General features: G+C 62.2%; 16 protein-coding genes. 7 read left to right on the plus strand and 9 right to left on the minus strand.

What is annotated here, in order from left to right; all coding sequences use genetic code 11:
- Positions 1–132: 132 nt before the first annotated feature.
- The 3 genes from AC1DW9_RS00215 to AC1DW9_RS00225 all read left to right on the plus strand — a co-directional run bounded on the left by AC1DW9_RS00215 (position 133) and on the right by AC1DW9_RS00225 (position 4662).
- Complete coding sequence (locus tag AC1DW9_RS00215) at positions 133–1437, plus strand: MFS transporter (RefSeq protein WP_441508463.1); 1305 nt, start codon at positions 133–135, stop codon at positions 1435–1437.
- Positions 1438–1518: 81 nt separating this feature from the next.
- Entirely contained in the window at positions 1519–3156 is a 1638-nt protein-coding gene (gene mdlC / locus AC1DW9_RS00220; protein ID WP_476775138.1) for a benzoylformate decarboxylase, read from the plus strand.
- Between the two features lie 48 nt (positions 3157–3204).
- Positions 3205–4662: an aldehyde dehydrogenase family protein gene (locus AC1DW9_RS00225; RefSeq protein ID WP_441508465.1), complete on the plus strand. Its 1458-nt coding sequence runs from the start codon at positions 3205–3207 to the stop codon at positions 4660–4662.
- Between the two features lie 21 nt (positions 4663–4683).
- Here the strand turns inward: AC1DW9_RS00225 and AC1DW9_RS00230 are convergent, their stop codons facing one another.
- Together AC1DW9_RS00230 and AC1DW9_RS00235 are read right to left on the minus strand one after the other, a co-directional pair.
- Positions 4684–6627 (minus strand): hybrid sensor histidine kinase/response regulator, encoded by a 1944-nt coding sequence (locus AC1DW9_RS00230; protein ID WP_476769042.1) that lies wholly within the window; start codon positions 6625–6627, stop codon positions 4684–4686.
- 6 nt (positions 6628–6633) lie between these two features.
- Positions 6634–7398, minus strand: a complete 765-nt coding sequence (locus AC1DW9_RS00235) for a Crp/Fnr family transcriptional regulator (RefSeq protein ID WP_441508467.1) — start codon at positions 7396–7398, stop codon at positions 6634–6636.
- Positions 7399–7537: 139 nt separating this feature from the next.
- Here AC1DW9_RS00235 and AC1DW9_RS00240 point away from each other — a divergent pair, with 139 nt between their 5' ends.
- Entirely contained in the window at positions 7538–8269 is a 732-nt protein-coding gene (locus AC1DW9_RS00240) for a response regulator (RefSeq protein WP_441508468.1), read from the plus strand.
- A gap of 296 nt (positions 8270–8565) precedes the next feature.
- On the opposite strand, the gene AC1DW9_RS00245 is transcribed toward AC1DW9_RS00240, so the two are convergent.
- The 5 genes from AC1DW9_RS00245 to AC1DW9_RS00265 form a co-directional block, all read right to left on the minus strand.
- Positions 8566–9561, minus strand: a complete 996-nt coding sequence (locus AC1DW9_RS00245) for an ABC transporter ATP-binding protein (protein WP_441505365.1) — start codon at positions 9559–9561, stop codon at positions 8566–8568.
- 460 nt (positions 9562–10021) lie between these two features.
- Positions 10022–10354 (minus strand): c-type cytochrome, encoded by a 333-nt coding sequence (locus tag AC1DW9_RS00250; protein ID WP_441505364.1) that lies wholly within the window; start codon positions 10352–10354, stop codon positions 10022–10024.
- A gap of 43 nt (positions 10355–10397) precedes the next feature.
- Entirely contained in the window at positions 10398–10781 is a 384-nt protein-coding gene (locus tag AC1DW9_RS00255) for a c-type cytochrome (RefSeq protein ID WP_476775140.1), read from the minus strand.
- A 151-nt stretch (positions 10782–10932) separates the two neighbouring features.
- A complete protein-coding gene (locus AC1DW9_RS00260) occupies positions 10933–11385 on the minus strand; it encodes a baeRF12 domain-containing protein (protein WP_441505363.1) in 453 nt (150 codons plus the stop codon).
- A gap of 122 nt (positions 11386–11507) precedes the next feature.
- Complete coding sequence (locus AC1DW9_RS00265) at positions 11508–11909, minus strand: hypothetical protein (RefSeq protein WP_441505362.1); 402 nt, start codon at positions 11907–11909, stop codon at positions 11508–11510.
- A gap of 155 nt (positions 11910–12064) precedes the next feature.
- Between AC1DW9_RS00265 and AC1DW9_RS00270 the strand changes: the two genes are divergently transcribed.
- The 3 genes from AC1DW9_RS00270 to mgtA all read left to right on the plus strand — a co-directional run bounded on the left by AC1DW9_RS00270 (position 12065) and on the right by mgtA (position 16849).
- Entirely contained in the window at positions 12065–13879 is a 1815-nt protein-coding gene (locus AC1DW9_RS00270) for a PHA/PHB synthase family protein (protein WP_476854995.1), read from the plus strand.
- Positions 13880–14048: 169 nt separating this feature from the next.
- Positions 14049–14261, plus strand: a complete 213-nt coding sequence (locus AC1DW9_RS00275) for a ChaB family protein (RefSeq protein WP_441505360.1) — start codon at positions 14049–14051, stop codon at positions 14259–14261.
- On the plus strand, positions 14246–16849 hold the full coding sequence (mgtA, locus tag AC1DW9_RS00280) for a magnesium-translocating P-type ATPase (protein ID WP_441505359.1): 2604 nt from the start codon (positions 14246–14248) through the stop codon (positions 16847–16849). Before AC1DW9_RS00275 ends, mgtA begins: the two co-directional genes overlap by 16 nt.
- Positions 16850–16955: 106 nt before the next feature.
- Here mgtA and AC1DW9_RS00285 read toward each other — a convergent pair whose 3' ends face one another.
- Both AC1DW9_RS00285 and AC1DW9_RS00290 read right to left on the minus strand, forming a co-directional pair.
- Complete coding sequence (locus AC1DW9_RS00285) at positions 16956–17939, minus strand: zinc-dependent alcohol dehydrogenase family protein (RefSeq protein WP_441505358.1); 984 nt, start codon at positions 17937–17939, stop codon at positions 16956–16958.
- A gap of 22 nt (positions 17940–17961) precedes the next feature.
- Positions 17962–18699, minus strand: a complete 738-nt coding sequence (locus AC1DW9_RS00290; RefSeq protein WP_476854996.1) for a CBS domain-containing protein — start codon at positions 18697–18699, stop codon at positions 17962–17964.
- Positions 18700–18794 lie beyond the last annotated feature (95 nt).

Consider the following 18794-nt stretch of genomic DNA (forward strand, 5'->3'; position numbering starts at 1 on the left):
CGAATGCGAACGATGCTTGACGAAATACCGCTCGACCCGGAGCGAGGCCCACACCCATTCTCATTGCAACGATAGATCCTTCGCAGGCAGGCAGCATTGCGAAGAAGAAAATCTATGCAAGAGAGGAACGCCATGTCGGTCGCAGCACTGAACAGTCAATCTGCGCTTCTCAACAAGGATCGCACGAAGGTCGCCCTCTCCTGCTTCCTTGGGTCAGCGATCGAATGGTATGATTTCATGCTGTACGGGTTCCTGGCGCCTCTCGTCTTCGATAAACTGTTCTTCCCGCATGCGGACCCGGTCGCCGGCATGATTGCCGTGCTCGGCATCTTTGCCGTCGGCTTTGTCGCACGACCTCTCGGCGGCCTGTTCTTCGGTCACTTCGGCGATCGTCTCGGCCGAAAGCCGGTCATGGCGGCGACGCTGATTTTGATGGGTCTATCGACGACGGCCATCGGCCTGTTGCCGACCTATGATTCCATTGGAATCTGGGCGGCGGGCTTCCTGCTGGCCCTGCGTTTCCTGCAGGGCTTCGCCCTTGGCGGTGAGTCGACCGGAGCGCCGGTGCTGATGCTGGAGAGCGCGCCTGAAGGCAAACGCGGCGTCTTCGCCTCGATCGCCCAATCCGGCAATTTCGCCGGCGTCGTGATTGCGACACTGGTCGTATCCTTTGCCGCCGCGCTGCCGAGCGACGTCCTGCTGACATGGGGCTGGCGCGTGCCCTTCCTGTTGAGCATCGTGCTCGTGGGCCTCGGCTTCTACGTGCGGCTCAAGGTCGAAGAGTCGCCCGTATTCGAAGCGACGCGGACGCCTCCTGCGCGGGTACCGCTGTTGCAGGTGCTCGACAATTACAAGCGGCCGGCACTGATCGTGTTCTGCTGCGCCCTGGCGGAGTCCGGTGTGTTCTATCTCACATCCATCTTCGGCCTTTCATACGGGGTGAAAACGCTCGGCATCGATCAGGCCACGCTGCTGCGCGGCGTCCTGCTCGGCAATGTCATTGCCATCGCAATGGTGCCGCTGTTCGGCGCGCTGTCGGACCGTATCGGGCGGCGGGTGGTGCTGGGCACCGGCTTCGTCCTGGCCGGGCTCTATGTGGCCTTCCTCTTCTTTCCGCTGCTGCAGACCCGCGACACCCTGCTGGTCGTACTGGCCACGGCCATTCCCGGGGCGCTCATCCAGCCGATGCATATCGGCGTCACCTCGAGCTTCTATCCGGAGTTGTTCCCGGACACGCGCGTTCGCTTCAGCGGGGTATCACTTGGGCGGCAGTTCGGCACGATCTTCGGCGGCGGCGCCATGCCCGTCATCGCAGCGAGCCTGCTCGCCTGGAGCGGCGGCAGCCTTCTTCCCATCCTGATCTACTTCAGCCTGGTCTCGGTCATCGCCATCGGCGCCGTGATGGCTGCCGAAGAGACCAGGCTTCGCGCGATCTGAGCAAGAGCCGAAGCCGCCGCCTTCACCAACGCTTGCTCGCATCGGCGCGCGACGCGGCCGCAGCAAACCAATGGAATTGCCATGCAGACAGCAGACCAGTCCGCGGCCCTGCCCTCCGCCCTCACAAAACCGGCCGGCACTGTGCGCGATGCGACGATCGCCCTTCTCCGGTCGCTCGGGATGACGACGGTGTTCGGCAATCCCGGCTCGACCGAGCTTGCCTTCCTGCACGACTGGCCAAGCGATTTCCGCTATGTGCTCGCCCTGCAGGAAAGCAGTGCCGTCGGGATGGCCGACGGCCATGCCCAGGCAACCGGCTCGGCGGCCTTCGTCAATCTCCATTCCGCGGCCGGCGTCGGCCATGCGCTTGGGAGCATCTACACAGCCTACCGAAATCAAACGCCGCTGGTCATCACAGCCGGGCAACAAGCACGTGCGCTGCTGCCGCTGCGCCCATTTCTCGGCGCCGCCTCGGCTGCGGAGTTTCCCAAGCCCTATGTGAAATGGAGCTGCGAACCGGCGCGCCCGCAGGATGTGCCGCTGGCGATCGCCCAAGCTTACGCCATCGCCATGCAGAAGCCCTGCGGCCCTACCTTCGTCTCGATTCCTGCCGATGACTGGCAAGTTCCCTGCGAGCCCGTCGAGGCCCGGCCAACCAGCGGGGATTTCGGGCCCGATCCTGAAGGTCTTCGGGCATTCGCCAACGCGATCGATGCCAGCGAACGCCCGGCCATCGTCGTCGGTGCTGCGGTCGCACGGGACGAAGCGTCGGCACTTGCCGTTGCCCTCGCAGAACGTCTGGGCGCCGCAGTCTGGGCCGCACCGGTGGCAAGCAGAGCCTCGTTTCCGGAGGATCACCGGCTCTTCAACGGCTTTCTGCCCGCCGCCCCCGAACCGCTTGCCAAGATACTGGGACGGCACGACCTGGTGCTGATCCTTGGCGCCCCGGCCTTCACCTTTCACGTTCCCGGCGATCTCGCAGGCCTCAGGTCAGGGCCTCCCATCTTCCACATCACCGACGATGCAGATGCCGCCGCAGCCGCCATTGGTGGAGTGAGCTTGCTCTCGACGATGCGTCCCGCGATCTCCGGTCTGCTCGCGACTGTGCCGCTCCGCGATCGCCCACCCGCCACCGTTCGCGCCCCGGCACCGCGGATCGCCCCGACCGAACCGGTCCTGGCGAGCTTCGTCATGCAGACGATCGCAGATCTGCGTCACCCCGGCAGCGTGATCGTGGAGGAGGCGCCCTCGCACAAGGAAGCGCTCCAGCGGCATCTGCCGGTTCGGGATAACGGCTTCTACTGCATGGCGAGCGGCGGTTTGGGCTTCGCGCTGCCGGCATCGGTTGGGATTGCCCTCGCCAGGCCAACCCAAGCCGTCATCTGCGTGATTGGTGATGGATCGGCGATGTATTCCATCCAGGCCTTGTGGACCGCCGCACAGCACCGCCTCCCGATCACAGTGGTGGTTCTGAACAACGGTGGCTACGGCGCGATGCGCGCCTTCAGCCAACTCATGAAAAGGGCCGCACCACCGGGCATCGACCTGCCCGGCCTGGACTTCCCGGCACTCGCCGCCGGGCATGGCTGCGCGGGCGTGCGCGTCGCGCGCGCCGATGACCTCGCGCCGGCTCTTTCAGAAGCCTTCGCCAGCGCGAAGCCGCGGCTCGTCGAAGTGTTGGTCGATCGGGCCGTGCCTGGCCTCTACGGACTGGATTGAGGCGTTTGCGGCCACGGCCCCGCGCCGATGAGCCAGGAGGATATCGTCGTGAAACATCTGCCGAATGCGATGAACTGGATCAACGGGGCCTGGTGCGACAGCGCGAACCGCGTCCCCAGCATCAATCCTGCCACCGGCGGGCTCATCGGGTCCTTCGCGGACGCGACGCAAGCCGATGCGAAGCGCGCCGTTGCTGCCGCTCGAAACGCCTTCCTGCACAGCCCCTGGCGCGATGACCGGAGCTTGCGCGCCCGCGCCCTCAATGTGATCGCCGATCGCTTCGAAGCACGCGCCGAAGAACTGGCGCAGATGCTCGCAACAGAGAATGGCAAGATCCTGCCTGAGGCCCGGTTCGAAGTCTCCACGGTCGCGCCCAAGTTGCGCTACTGCTCAGCCTTGGCGCTCTCCCAGCATGGCCGGGCTCTGGAGGTTCGACCGGGCGCTTATTCCATGGCCTTGCGCGACCCGATCGGCGTCGCCGGACTCATCGTGCCGTGGAACAGCCCGGTCGTCCTGCTGATGCGCTCCCTCGGCCCGGCCCTCGCCGCCGGCACGACGGTCGTCGCCAAAATGCCTGGTCAGACCGCGCAGGTGAATGCTCTCGTCGCGCAGATCCTTTCGGAGATTGCGGAGTTGCCACCTGGCGTCGTGAACATCTTTTCCGAGAGCGGCATTTCCGGCTCGGGATTCCTGGTCGAGTCGCCCGACGTGCCGGTGATCAGTTTCACGGGCAGCACCCGCACGGGCCGGGCGATCGCGGCAGCCGGCGCATCGCGCTTGAAGCGCTTCGGCCTCGAGCTCGGCGGCAAGACGCCGATGATCGTGTTCAACGATGCCGATCTCGCGGCAGCGCTCCCGCAACTCGAGAAGGCCATCACAGTCTTCGCTGGCCAGTTCTGCATGGCCGGAAGCCGGATCCTGGCGGAGCGCGGCATCGCTGACCGTCTGCGGCAGGCCCTTGGCGCGCGGCTGGATCAGGTCAGAGTCGGCCCGGCATCCGATCCGAGGAGCGAAATGGGCCCGTTGATCGACAGGCGAAGCGTGGCCCGCGTCGATGCGATGGTGGAGAAAGCTCTGGCGGAGGGCGCTCAGGCCATCGTCCGCGGCGGCATCCCGCGCGAGCCTGCACTCGCGGCGGGGGCATTCTATCGACCGACACTGCTCGAGGTCTCCGATGCGAATCTGGTGATCGTCCAGGAAGAGGTGTTCGGACCGGTCGCGACCTTCCAGGTTTTCGAAGGCGAAGCGGAGGCCATCGCCCTCGCCAACAACAGCGATTTCGGCTTGGCCGCCAGCGTCTGGAGCCGCGATGTCGATCGGCCTCTCCGTGTCGCGCGCGAACTGCAGGTCGGCACGGTTTGGATCAATGATTGGGCCGCCATCCACGACGAGTTCGAGGAAGGCGGCTTCAAGCAAAGCGGCATCGGCCGACTGAATGGCCTCGCCTCTCTTCACGATTTCCAGGAGACGAAGCACATCGCGCTCAGAGCCGGAGGACTGCGATGAGAACCTGCTATGGCAAGCTGTTCAAATCGGGTCGCTCAGCAACTCCCGTAGCCGGACCGCCAGCTCCCGAGCGGTGTATGGCTTCCTGAGCCAGCTCCCCGCGGCGGCGAATTCTCGCCTTGCGATACTGGGCTCCGCATATCCTGAGGTGAAGAGGACCTTGATTCCGGGCCGGATGCGGCGGGCTCGCTTCGCCAGTTCATCCCCGGCTATGCCGCCAGGCATGATGATATCGGTGAAGAGCAGCCGGATTTCCGGGTGCTGCGAAAGCAGGTGGAGCGCCTCTACCCCGGTATTGGCCTGCAGCACCCTGTACCCTGCGTCCTCCAGCCTGGCGACGACGACATGGCGGACGCGCGCATCGTCCTCCGCCACCAGGATCGTTTCGGTCCCCCCTGGAATCTGGTTGTTATGTCCATCAGGGACTGGTGCTCGCCCAGGGGCACGCACAGGACTTCTCGTGGCTGCCGGCAGATACAACCGAACGCAGGTTCCCTGCCCCAACTCGCTGTAGAGCTGCACATGTCCGCCGGACTGTTTGGCAAAACCGTAGACCATGCTGAGACCAAGACCGCTTCCGGCGCCAACGTCCTTGGTCGTGAAGAACGGCTCGAAGGCGCGTTGCTGTGTTTCGGCCGACATGCCCCTTCCGGTGTCGCTGACGGAAATCAGCACGTAATTTCCTGTCCGCACATCCGGATGAATGCGGCTATAGTCGGCATCGAGCCGAACCGAAGCAACATCGACCGTAAGACGCCCGCCACGCGGCATCGCATCGCGGGCGTTCAAGGTGAGATTGAGCAGAGCGTTTTGCAGCTGCGACCCATCAATCAGAGCGTGGTGCGGCGCCCCCGTCACGACCGTGCGCAACTCTATGGACTCTCCAAGCGTGCGACGCAGGAGAGCTGAGAAGTTGCCGACCAGTTGGCTGACATCCATGAGCTTGGGATTGAGCGGTTGCCGGCGGCCAAAGGCCAGCAACTGTTCCGTCAGCTTGGCGCCGTCATCAGCGGCATCTTGGGCTTCGCGCACCAGATCGTGCAGCCTCCCGCTCTCGATGCGCCTTTCGATCATCTCGAGATTGCCGCTGATGACCGTAAGCAGATTGTTGAAATCGTGCGCGATACCGCCAGTCAAATGACCGACCGCCTCCATCTTGTGAGCCTGGCGCAACTCTTCTTCGATTTTTTGCCGGCTCGTCAGATCTCGGACGAAGCCGGTGAAGATACGGCTGCCATCGGCGACGGCCTCACCGATGGCGAGTTCCATCTGGAATTCGGTTCCATCAGCGCGCAATCCGGTCACCACGCGCCCGAAGCCTATGATGCGCCTTTCGCCGGTCGCCAAGTAGCGCGAGAGATAGCCATCATGCGCCTCCCGGTCCGGTGACGGCATCAGGATCCGGACGTTCGACCCGCAGACCTCATCCGCCGCATATCCGAAGAGCCGTTCGGCAGCGGCGCTGAAGGACAGGATCGTACCGATTTCATCGATGACGACCATCGCCTCCGGCACCGTGTCCAGGATCGAGCGCAGATGAGCGGAGCTGGCGGCGAGTTCGGTTTGCGTGCGCCGCAGATCGCTTACGTCGATGTTCACCTCCACGATCGAATAGCCTGCCCGGCTCTGCGACTTCACCGCGACCCAATGGCTCGCGACAGATATGGCACGCCCATCCCTGTGTCGGTGGGTCAATTCGCCCTTCCAGAGATTATGTTTCTTCAAGTAGGCGCGGATATCTTCGAGCGGCCGCGGGAAGACGGTTCGCAGAAGGTCATGCGCCACGACGCCGACCGCTTCCTCGCGGCTCCAGCCGTACAGATCCGCGCAACCGGATGTCCAGCGGCTGATCACCCCATCAAAGCCATGGACGATAATATTGGCACCATCGAGAATCCGTACGATCTCATCAAGACTGAAGTCACTGGTAACGGTGGACTCCATCGTCATCCCCGCGGATTGCATCAACTCTCAGTGAGGCCAGACCGCGCGCCGCACCGATGTCATGGTCGGCGGACGATCCTCATCATCGTCGCCATCCCCTTCACCAGCAAGCCTTGCCAGCCTTGCCAACTGGCGGATGATGATCGCGCTGCGTCCGCTGGGCGCGATCACGCCGCAGGCGATGAGCTTGCTCATGCTGCGCGATACGGTTTCGATCGTGAGGCCCAGATAATCCGCCATATCCAAGCGCGTCATCGGAACCGCGAGCAACGGCGAAGTCGGCCGACCTCCGGCCCGGCGGCGGGCAATGAGGAGCAGGAAGCTGCTCACGCGCTCTTCGGCGCTCTTGCGAGCAAGCAAGACCATCTGATCCTGGGCCGCAGCCATCTCGTCGCAGAACTGAGCAAACAGCTGCGGGCGAAGCTCGGGGCACCGATTGATCTCGTCCTGGAAACGGGAGCGGGCAAAGCGGCGCAGCTTTGCCGGTGTTATGGCTTCAGCCGTATAGAGATAATGATCCTTGAGCGACACACCCAGAAGATCTCCGGGATAGATGAAGCCGGTAATCACCCTGCGGCCATCGCTCATGATCTTGAAAACGCGCAAGACGCCCTCGACAACTTCGAAGACATGCGTTGCCTCGTCTCCCTCCCAAAAGACCGCAGCTCCAGTCTCGACCTTCTCGATGGGTTGCCGCCTGAACAAGCTCCCCAGGTCAGGAGCTGACACCTGCGCGTCCGGGAAGCTGCCGCGCGGTAAGCCTAAGCACGAAACACTGATGCCCGCTAACATGACACTCCCCTGCATAACCACTCATAGCCGGAGAATTGAGCGCCCTTCAGTGACGACGAAACGATAGGCCAGTTACCGTTGGTATAAAATTGTAACGGATTGTACGCTGGCTCGACGACTGTGATCCGGAAGCTCAGACATGGCCGAACAGCAAGCCCGGAACGAGCATCTTCTTGTCGTCGACGACGATATGCGCATCAGGCAGATGCTGGTCCGCTATTTTGAGGATGAGGGCTATCGCGTCACGGCGGTCGCCAACGGCCAGGGCATGCGCGAGTGCCTTCAGCGAACCTCGATCGACATGATTCTGCTCGATCTCGTCCTGCCCGCCGGCGAGGACGGGCTCGGATTGGCTCGCGAAGTCCGCTCCCACTCCGACGTTCCGATCATCATGCTGACCGGACGGAACGACATCGTCGACCGGGTCGTTGGGCTCGAGATCGGTGCCGACGACTATGTCGCCAAGCCGTTTCATCTTCGCGAGTTACTGGCACGGCTGCGTACGGTCATGCGCCGGCGTCACGCGTCAACAGCACCTGATCACAATGACCATCGCGCAATCGTCAGCTTCGATGGCTGGCGCCTCGATCTCGGACGACGCCAACTCCTTAGGGCGGACGGCTCTGACATCGTTCTCACGACCGGAGAGTTTGACATGCTGGCTGCGCTGTCAAAACACCCCGGACGCGTATTCTCCCGAGAAGTACTGATGGACATCACACACGGGCGGAGGCTGGAAGCTTTCGATCGAACGATCGACGCCCAAATTTCACGCCTGCGCAAGAAAATCGAGCAGGACCCGACGAGGCCGACGCTCATCAAGACGGTGCGAGGGGTCGGCTACGTCTTTACCGGAAAACCATCGCCCTGAAATCATCTACACTTATTTACTGGTAATAAATTCCGTCATTTCTGGAGAGCAAGGCCGGATACGATCAGGCTGATCAATATATTAGCCTGATCGACCTGCCCGCTCGATATTCGTACGATCCCATTAGGCAAACTGCATGGCAAACACCTAGGCAAGCATCTTAGCCCTGGCGGATCGATGTATCGAGAACTATCGCCAGCTCGCGATTCATGAGCCCCGCTCGCGGCCGCGCACCCGCTCTCGCGCGGGATCGCTCGATCCAGCGAGATGCGCGCACGCGCCCGCCGCGTCACGTTTCATCGACTGCTCGCGAAATCCTCCTCCGTGTCGAGGCGCGCGAACCCATTGACGATCAGATCGTATTTCACCACTGAAACTGCCAGGTTCCGTGCCCAATCGACCACGTCATTCCAGGGATCGACCACCCTTCCCGTCGCAGAAAGAAAGGTAATGACCGTCGCGATCTCCGTCTGACCGCGGACGACAAGCACGCCACCCAAGCCCAATATTAGAATTCCGCCTACGCTATAACTCAGATTCATCAGAAAATTCATTGAGAACTTCAAAGCGAATATTCCCATACTAATATCAAATACGATATTTAAATCGTCGTCATTCTGATTATCTCTGCCATATTTGCTGACAGTCAAAATATCAGATCCAATTTTTCGCAATAAAACTATTCTACCAGCAACTCTTGGATTGATTGCCCTCTGAATCAATGGAACAATAACGATTTGCGGCGCGAGAATTGCTGCACTCACCAGCGCCATTCGCGGCTCCAGTATCAAAAGGTAGCTGAAGACGCTGATCAAGAACCCAATCTCCACGATCGGGATACTGATGCTGGACCCGACGAAAGCGCCAACATCGTCACTTTCCGCCATAATCATTGACAGACCGACGGCATCGTTACCGTCTTGTCGTGACTTGGCCGAGCGCGTTGCAAGGCGAGTGTCGATCGCAACGCGCAGGGCCCGGGTCGCACTTTCCCCAATCCAAGCTCGATAGAGATTCATGAGGAGCTTGAGCAGCCCAAAACTGAGTATGATCACGGCTTGTGCGGTCACAAGCAGGAGAATGTCCCTGACCGCCCCTCCTTTGACCGCCGTATCGATCACCCTTCTTTGAATTTCGATTGGCGCGGCATTCAAGAGGAATACAGCGACAGAAATGACGGAAACCCATAATTGATGCCATCCGCTGATGCGAAAGACAAAATGAAAGAGAGACTTCGGCAGCGGTTCCGAGCCAGACAAATTTAGAGAAGTAGATGAAGGCTGGCTGAACATATGATTATTATTCGAACGAGACTGTTCGTTTGCGCCCAACCGCGACCACGCTCCGGCATCGTGGCATAAACAGCAAACTCTTTGGTATTCGGAGTGAGAATGCCCCGACGTTCGGCTGGAGAGCCCGTCGTGCGCGACCGGTTGAGCCCAAGTCGATGAGATGGGCGCCCCAATGGGCACGCTGCCGCCTGCTGGGAGAAGTGGCCAATGGAATTGGGGTCACGGCAAGTGATCCAGCCTCCTTACCGGGCCAAGCCTTCATCCCGTAGGCCGATCGTCGCATGGATGGGCGAATGGTTGGACCCAGATCGTTCATCAGGATACGCTCCACGCCAGGCTGATCATCATCGTTAGCTCAGCAGCCGACAGTTCCGTTGACCTGGATCAACTCCGCAGCGCCGGTCTGATCCTAAGGGCTGCGGCCCCCTGCGTCTGACATTGCGCTGAAACGAGGGCGGACTCAGCGCGATCTGAGGCTCAGGAGATAGGAGATGATGTCGTCGATTTCGGAGCGGCTGAATTGGTAGCGCGGCATTTGACCGTGAGGCGTCTGGAGAAACACCCGGAGCGAGAGCTCGGTCTGCTGGCTCGTATCGGCTATCGCCCCGAAATCTGGAGGCGTGCGGGCCCGATCTCGGTCCTCCCCGGTGATGCGATGGCATGCAGCGCACCATGTCGAGGCCAGATTGCGGCCAGCGGCAGCATCGCCGATACTCTGCGCAGCCGTCACATCGATCCCGATCATGGTCACCACCAGACCGAGGAACGAGGCGATCCTGAGAGGCTTGTCCATTTCCATCCTCCTGCGCAGCAGCCTGGCTCGCACACGCCTGGCCTTACCGGAACTCTGGCCTCCACTTTCGCGAAATCCGCCGGATATAGGCGACAAGCCCGTCGGTTTCGCTTTCGGTGAGACGAAACTCCGGCATTCCCGGGTGACGCACCACGGTTCCGTCAATCAAGACGGGAGCGGGATTGCCGCCGGGGTAACGTTCGGCGATGAGCGGAAAGCGTGGCGACCTGGGGTTGGGACTTTGACCTGTGCGCCCGACAGCATGACATCCACTGCAACGCTGAGCGACTTTCTTGCCCAAGTCCGCACTCTGGGCATTCTCAGGGCGTTGCGCATCCGCCGGCATCGCGTTCACGGCACTCGCCATAATACCAAGGCATGCGCCAAAGAGGAGCAAAATCGCAGAATGAGAGGGCTGTCGCTTCATGGTTTCAGCCTATCGGCCCTATCGCAGCTCGCATTGACACAGATCACGCTCTCTATCCGGCTCTCGCGATCCCCGGGCCGGCCTTCGCCCAGGGCCCGGAACTAAAGCCAGACACGGTGAAAATCACCTCCGGCGGAGGGCAATCAGCCGTTCACCTCAAAAGATGGCGCTCGATCTCGCCGACAGGCAGATTCGTCAGGTCCTTGACGATTTCCGCCACGACAAGAGCCTGCACGGCCGGAAGCAGCTGGCGACGCAGTTCACCCAGCACCTTGGGCGGCGCAATCAGGATGATGCGCTTGACACGGTCGACGCCGCTCCGTCGAGACAGAAAGAGTGCAACCTCGCCAACAAACGAGACCTCGGCAGCTGCGTGGCGGCTATTTGCTTCAACCGCGCTGCGCCCCTCGCCGAGAGACTGATGGACCCGACCTGGACGATCCGTCCCAAGCTCGCGATCGGGGGCGGACGGCCGTTCCATCGTGTGAAGGACCTGCAGCCGCAATCGGTCGACATCGCCATCATTTCGCAGGATGAGCGCCTTGGCGCCGTCGCACACGACAAGCCAGCTATCGCGTTGAACAAGGGGGAGACTGCTGGACATGGCTTGCCTCCTCCAGGCGCGACTGAGGCGCTACTGAGTTTCTCGGCCACGAACGGACAGGGTCCTGCGCTCGACGCCAAGAATGCATCAGGAATCCTTTCGGCGCCACAGCCGTATGCTGTCTATGCCGCGAGCTTACCTGCCCGGCCCGCTTCTTCGACAGCCTCAGTTGCGGTCGCGGTGACGACGGCCATTTCCTTGCGCATGATCGTCGCCAGTTGGTCGAACTCGGTGGAGTAGTCGCTCGCGATGCCCTGGCTGAACTTCCGGTGCGCCTCGACCGCTTCGCCAATTTCCTGGCAGTGACTGAGGGCATTGCACAATTCGGCCTGCGCCTTCATGCGCCGCCCCATAAAGGAAAGCCATTCTGCCCCCACAGTCAGATTTGCCTCCAATATGGCCTGGGGTACGGAAAGGGCGGTCGCGAATTGCGCCTGCATCGTTTTGCCCATCCCCTCCGGGAAGCCAAACGACGGGAAACCCAGTTTGTCGGGGCTGCTGGCGCGGTTCGTTGAAGCTACCATGTCTCGCCTCCTCTGAAGGCAGCGCACCAAGCGCTGCCTGGGTATCGATCATCAAGAACAATCCGGCGAGGGTCGCCTTGATGCAGGTCAACCACCGAACGGATTGCGACTGATAGTTTGTGTTTCGCGCGTGCGCTGGTGACGGGAGTTCGAACATGAATGTCGAATCCACCCTCTTCACTGATCCGAACACCACTCCTCATTTGACCAATGCGCCGCCCCTCCCGCCGGAGGCTCCACCACAACAGGACAGGCTTGGTCCCGAAGAGCCGTTGGATCGTTTCCTGCACGCCGGCATCGGCCGGATGGCCGCAGGTTTCTCGCCTATGGGCCTCGCAGAGGCCTGGTTCGATTGGGCCGTTCACCTATCGGTTTCGCCCGCCCGAATGGCCGAGATCGCCATCACCGGACTGTCGGAGGCCAGTCGCTTGGCCGAGMTGAATGTCCAGATGTTGACCAAGGGGGGCGAATGCTCGCCTTGCGAGCATTCGTTGCCTCAGGACAAGCGGTTCCGTCACCCAAGCTGGCGACAATGGCCGTTCGCGCTCTTCGCGGAATCCCTGCTCGCCTGCGAGAGAACACTCGATGAGGCAAGCCGCCACATTCATGGTTCGACTGAGCACCACATGGCACTGTTGCGCTTCGTGGGCCGGCAGGCCCTCGATCTCGTTGCTCCCTCCAATTTTCCGATGACCAATCCAGAGGTCCTGGATGCGACGCTGAAGAGCGGCGGGAGCAATCTCGTACGCGGTGCAAGCTTCGCGCTCGAGGATCTGCAGCGGCTTCTCGCCAGACAGCCACCGGTTGGCGCAGAGGCCTTCGTTCCCGGTCACACGCTCGCGATCACTCCCGGGCGGGTCGTCCATCGGACGCCGCTGGCCGAGATCATCCAGTATGCCCCTGCGACCCCGGCGGTGCATGCGGAGCCCGTCGTGATCATCCCCGCCTGGATCATGAAGTACTACATTCTCGATCTGCGCCCACAGAATTCGCTCGTGAAACATCTCGTCGACGCGGGCTTCACGGTGTTCATGGTCTCATGGAAGAATCCGAGCGCGGCCGATCGCGACGTCGGCCTCGACGACTATCGGGTTCAGGGTGTGCTTCCTGCCTTCGCCACGGCGCTGGCCATCACTGGCGCCAGACGGGCCCATGCCGTCGGCTACTGTATCGGAGGCACATTGCTGGGTCTCGCGGCCGCCGCGATGGCGCGTGACTACGACGACCGAATTGAGACCCTGACATTCCTGGCTGCGCAGACCGATTTTCGCCAGGCTGGCGAGTTGAGCCTCTTCGTCGACGAGAGCCAGCTGGCGATCCTCGACGACATGATGTCGGAGCAAGGCATCCTCGAAGCCTCGCGCATGGCGAGTACATTTCATCTGCTGCGCTCCAACGACCTGATCTGGTCTCGGATGATCCGTCACTATCTTCTCGGCCAGCGAGAGCCCATGGGCGATGTCGCAGCCTGGTCCACCGATGCGACACGGATGCCGTCCCGCATGCACAGCGAGTATCTGCGCTCGCTTTACCTCAACAACGACCTGGCGGAAGGACGCCTCCTGGTTGACGGACACCCGGTGTCCTTACGCGATATCCGTCGCCCGATCTTCGCCGTCGGTACCGAATGGGACCATGTCGCGCCCTGGCGCTCTGTCTTCAAGCTGCACATGCTGACGGATGCTGAAGTGACCTTCGCCCTTACGAATGGCGGCCACAATCAGGGCATCGTGTCCCCGCCTAGCAGGGCAGATCGCCATGTCCGGATCGCGACGGCGAAGATGCATGAACGGCATCAGGGACCAGAGCATTGGCTTCAGGCGGCGGAATACCATGAGGGTTCTTGGTGGCCTCACTGGTTTGCTTGGCTCGCCCTCCACTCAAGCAGCCAGACGTCGCGACCGCAGAGCGTCGCCACGCCCGGGGACGAGGCACTGGGCCCCGCGCCGGGGCTCTATGTGCACGGTTAAGCCCGCTGATCGAACGCTTCCCGGCGCGTTCGTGGAAAGGACGCCACCTCGCGCAAGGGATCGAAATGCGGGCCACATAGGCGCAGCTCGCGAGAACCGAACGTGCAGGGCCGCATTCGCGATCAATGCACCGTCCCAGCTCCGGATCCGACTGACGGGAGATCGCCTCATGCCTTATGCAAGGCTCGAAGACCTTCCCGCTTCTGTTCGGGCGCATTTGCCTGCCCACGCTCAGGAAATCTACCGCGCCGCTTTCAACAGCGCCTGGGAAGGCTACGCAGACCGGAGCGCTGAGGAGCACGAGGAAATCGCTCACCGCATTGCCTGGGCGGCCGTGAAGCACAGCTACCGCAAGGAGGGCGAGCAATGGATCGTGCGCTGAGCCTCGCGAAAGAGGCGCCCACGCGGTCGGGACCAGCCAATGGAGTGCCCGCCTTCTGGTCGGGCGACAATGACGAGATCTTGCGAGTACTCGATGTGCGGCCGGAGGGGATGACCTCCGAGGAGGCGCGCGCGCGAATGGGCCGCTATGGCCCGAATCTGGCTGTCACTGGCGTGCGCCGCAGTCTCGTGGGCAAGCTAGGCAAGCGACTTTGTGAACCCCTTATCGCCATCCTGCTCATTGCAGCCACGATCTCGGGCGCCACGGGAGACTGGCAGAGCTTCCTCATTATCCTGATCATTGTCCTGTTTTCCATCGGGCTCGACATTGCCCAGGAACACAAGGCCGAGACCACCATTGAGGCGTTGAGGCGCTCGGTCGCGGTGACGGCGTCGGTACGTCGCGATGGCAGGCTTCAGGAACTCGCCGTCAAGGAAATCGTACCGGGCGACGTGCTCGAACTCCGTGCCGGCGAACTCGTGCCCGCGGATGGCGTCGTGCTTTCCGCGAATGGCGCACTCGCCAACGAAGCACTCCTGACCGGCGAACCCTATCCCGTGGAAAAGCATCCGGGACCTTCCTCAGGGGCTTCGCTCTCCGACGCCTTCAACGCCCTGTTCGGCGGAACCAGTATCGTCGGCGGGGAGGCAGTCATGCTCGTGGTCGCGACTGGCGGTGCCACCTGCTTCGGCGCGATATCCAGCTCCGTCCAGGCGAAGGAGCCCCCGACCGCGTTCGAGCGTGGCGTGCATGCGCTCGGCATGTTGATCCTGCGGCTCACCGGGTTCCTGGTCCTCTTCGTGCTCCTAACGCAGCTTGTTCATCACGGCCTGTCGCTCGAGAGCTTCCTGTTCGCCGTTGCACTTGCAGTAGGCCTCACCCCCGAACTGCTGCCGATGGTCATGACGGTCACCCTCGCGCGCGGAGCGGTGCGGATGGCCACGAGCCAGGTCGTGGTGAAACGGTTGTCCGCCATCCACGATCTCGGCGCAATGGACGTCCTGTGCACCGACAAGACCGGCACCTTGACCGAGGCGAAAATCGTGCACGTCGCCAGCTTTGGGGCAGACGGCATGGAAAGCACACGCGCGGCACAGTTGGTGCGCCTGAACAGCCGTTTTGCCAGCGGCATGCGCAGCAATCTCGATGACGCGATCCTGGCCGGAGCGCCGACAGGTTTCGATGGCGGCTGGGCGCATGTCGACGATCTGCCTTTCGATTTCGAGCGGCGGCGAGCATCGGTCCTCATTTCGCACGGCACCGCCTCTGAGTTGATCACCAAGGGCGCACCAGAAGCGATGCTCGCCCTGTGCACGCAGATCGAGGCATCCGACGGGATCGTGACGCCGCTTGATGAGACCGAGCGGGTCAAAATCGCGACGCTGCTGGACGAGAGGGGGCGACAGGGCTTCCGTCTGCTAGGGATCGCCAGACGCGACATGCCCGCCAGCTGCCATCATGCAGAACTCACCGATGAAGCCGGGCTCACCTTTGTCGGTTGCGCCGCCTTCCTCGATCCTCCCAAGGCATCCGCGACGGAGGCTGTAGCCCAGCTCATCAAGGCGGGCGTCCGCGTCAAGATCATCTCTGGCGATGCCGCACCGGTCGTCGAGCACCTCGTCGAGACACTGGGCCTGCCGACCCGCGGCCTCATGACGGGAGAGGAGATTTCCGGCCTGTCCGAGATTTCCCTGGCTTCCCGAGCCGAAGGAGCCGACCTCTTCGTTCGCGTCTCACCCGACCAGAAGAGTCGGATCGTGCGCGCCTTGCGTCGGCATGGTCATACCGTCGGCTTCATCGGTGACGGTATCAATGACGCGCCCGCCATCCATGCGGCCGATGTCGGTCTATCGGTTGAAGGCGGGACCGATGTCGCTCGCCAGGCAGCCGACATCATTCTGCTGGCGCCGGATCTCGGCGTGCTGGCCGGGGGACTGGCAGAGGGCCGGCGCACCTATGCCAACATCATGAAATATGTCCGTATGGGAACGAGTTCGAACTTCGGCAACATGCTGTCGATGGCGCTTGCGTCGCTGGTGCTGCCTTTCCTGCCGCTGGCACCGCTCCAGATCCTTCTGAACAACCTGATCTACGATCTATCCGAGATCGGAATCCCCTTCGACAGGGCCGACGAGGAAACACTCGCCGCGCCGCAGGTTTGGGACATGAAATCGGTCCTGCGTTTCACGCTCATCATGGGACCGCTCTCATCGCTGTTCGACATCGCAACATTTGCCATGCTGATTTGGGTCTTCGCTGCGGACATCGCGATGTTCAGGACAGCCTGGTTCGTTGAATCGATTGCGACGCAGATCCTGGTGATCTTCATCATCAGGACCTCACGACCACTCTGGCGAAGCAGTCCTCATCCTGTTCTCATAGCAACGTCGCTTGGCGCCCTCGCGATTGCGCTCGCCCTGTCTCTGAGCCCGCTTGGCAGCTATTTCGGATTTGTCGCGCTGCCTCTGCCCATCCTCGCCGCCGTTGCCGGGCTTACTCTCGTTTACCTTGCCGCAGCCGAAGGGCTGAAGTCCCTCGCCATGGAGAACCGCCGCGGCAAGCCTGGCCGGCGCCGGTCGCCCCTCTAATGCATTGCGTAGAATACCAGAAACCGACCTTTGCTTGAGCGATGCTCGCAGTTGAGAGGATCGACCGCGCCCTTCGTATCCGGACGTTCCAGCCCATGTGACAGGGTCAGGGAACCAGTACTGCGGCGCCCTGGAGCCGTCCCGCCCGAAGGTCGGCAAGAGCCACATTCGCCCCGTCGAGTGGATAGGCCGTTGTCGTCGTCCTCACATCGGCCTGCTGAGCGATGGCGAGAAACTCCGTCGCGTCCTGCCGCGTCAGATTGGCAACCGAAACCAGTTGCCGCTCTTCCCAAAGAATCTTGTAGGGAAACTGCGGAATGTCGCTCATGTGGATACCGGCGCAGACAACCCGGCCGCCCTTGCGCACCGATCGCAGCGCGCCCGGCACCAGATCGCCGATCGGAGCGAAGATGATCGCCGCATCCAGTTGCTCGGGTGGCGCCGAGCCGGAACTCCCTGCCCACCGCGCCCCCAGCGAAAGCGCAAGCGTCTGCGCCGCCTCGTCACCGTTGCGCGTGAAGGCATAGACGTCGCGCCCCTGCCAGCAGCATAGCTGCACCAGGATGTGGGCAGCAGCGCCGAAGCCATAGAAGCCGATCCTGCGTCCCTCCCCGGCAATCCGAAGCGAGCGCCAACCGATCAGCCCGGCGCACATCAGCGGTGCGGTGGCGACCGGATCGTCGAATCCATTGAGTGGAAAGGCGAATGCCGAATCCGCCACGACATGGGTCGCGAAGCCGCCATCGCGAGTGTGCCCGGTAAATGTCGGCGCGTCGCAGAGGTTTTCGCGCCCCGAAGCACAATAGGGACAATGGCCGCAGGTGTGCCCCAACCAGGGGATCCCGACCCGCGTTCCAACGGCTGGTGTTGTAACGCCCGCGCCGACCGTCTCCACGATACCGACGATCTCGTGCCCCGGAACGATCGGCAGCCTCTGAGGGGTGAGTTCGCCATCGACGATATGCAGGTCGGTACGGCAGACGGCGCAGGCTTCGATCCGCACCCCGATCTCGCCGGGACCTGGCAGCGGGTCTGGCCGCTCCTCGAGAAACAGGGGCTGGCCGATCCTATGCAGCACCATGGCTCTCATCCGCCCAGATCCCTGGCAGCTGTCACCGGGCTTTCGAGATCTCATTTGGCGAGATCTCCTCTGGCAGGACCACGACCCCTGACATCGGCTCGACCCAGGCGAGTTGATCTGACACCGATTTGACGCCGGCGACGTTTTCAGCAGCGACGTGCGCTGCGCGTCGCTCGCGTTCGTCGAAGATCGTCCCGGTCAGTTCGACAGCGCCCTTATCGACATGGACGCGGATGAGCCCGCCCCCACCCCAACWCTGCCCGGAAAGCTCCGCCTGGATGGCAGCTCGGATCTGCTCGTCGTCCGTCGCCTGCGTATCGCCTGGCGACAGCGCGCGGGCCATCGGGCGCAAGAGATCCGATCGAGCGACGATACCCACGATCTTGCCGTTGTCCACGACGGGAAGGCGCTTGATGCTGCGTCGACTCATCATCTCGACGACCTCGTCGAGCGTAGCCCCCTTGGATATGGTGACGGCTCCATTCGTCATGACCTCTTCGACCTTCCGGCCATGGGCATGGACGTATTCATCGGCCACCTTTCCGGGGCTGACGAGAAATTCGAGCCACCAGGATCGTTTGCGCTCGGTCCCGAGTTCACTCCGGCGCAGGAAATCGCCTTCGCTCACTATCCCGACCAGCGTCCCGTCGCCCTCGACGACGGGCAGGCCACTGATCCTGTGAGCCAACATGAGCCGGGCAGCCTCAGCGACCGATGTCGAGGGCCGGATGCTGATAACCGGCGTTGTCATCACCGCTTCGACGAACATGGGAATCTCCTGTCGAGCGCCGCTTCCAGGCTGTTGACCAAGCGCCCCGAGACCGTTGTCGCGCGCGACCGCGACCACGATCCAATCTATAAAAT

It is taken from the genome of Allobosea sp. P4_E12, assembly GCF_056401655.1.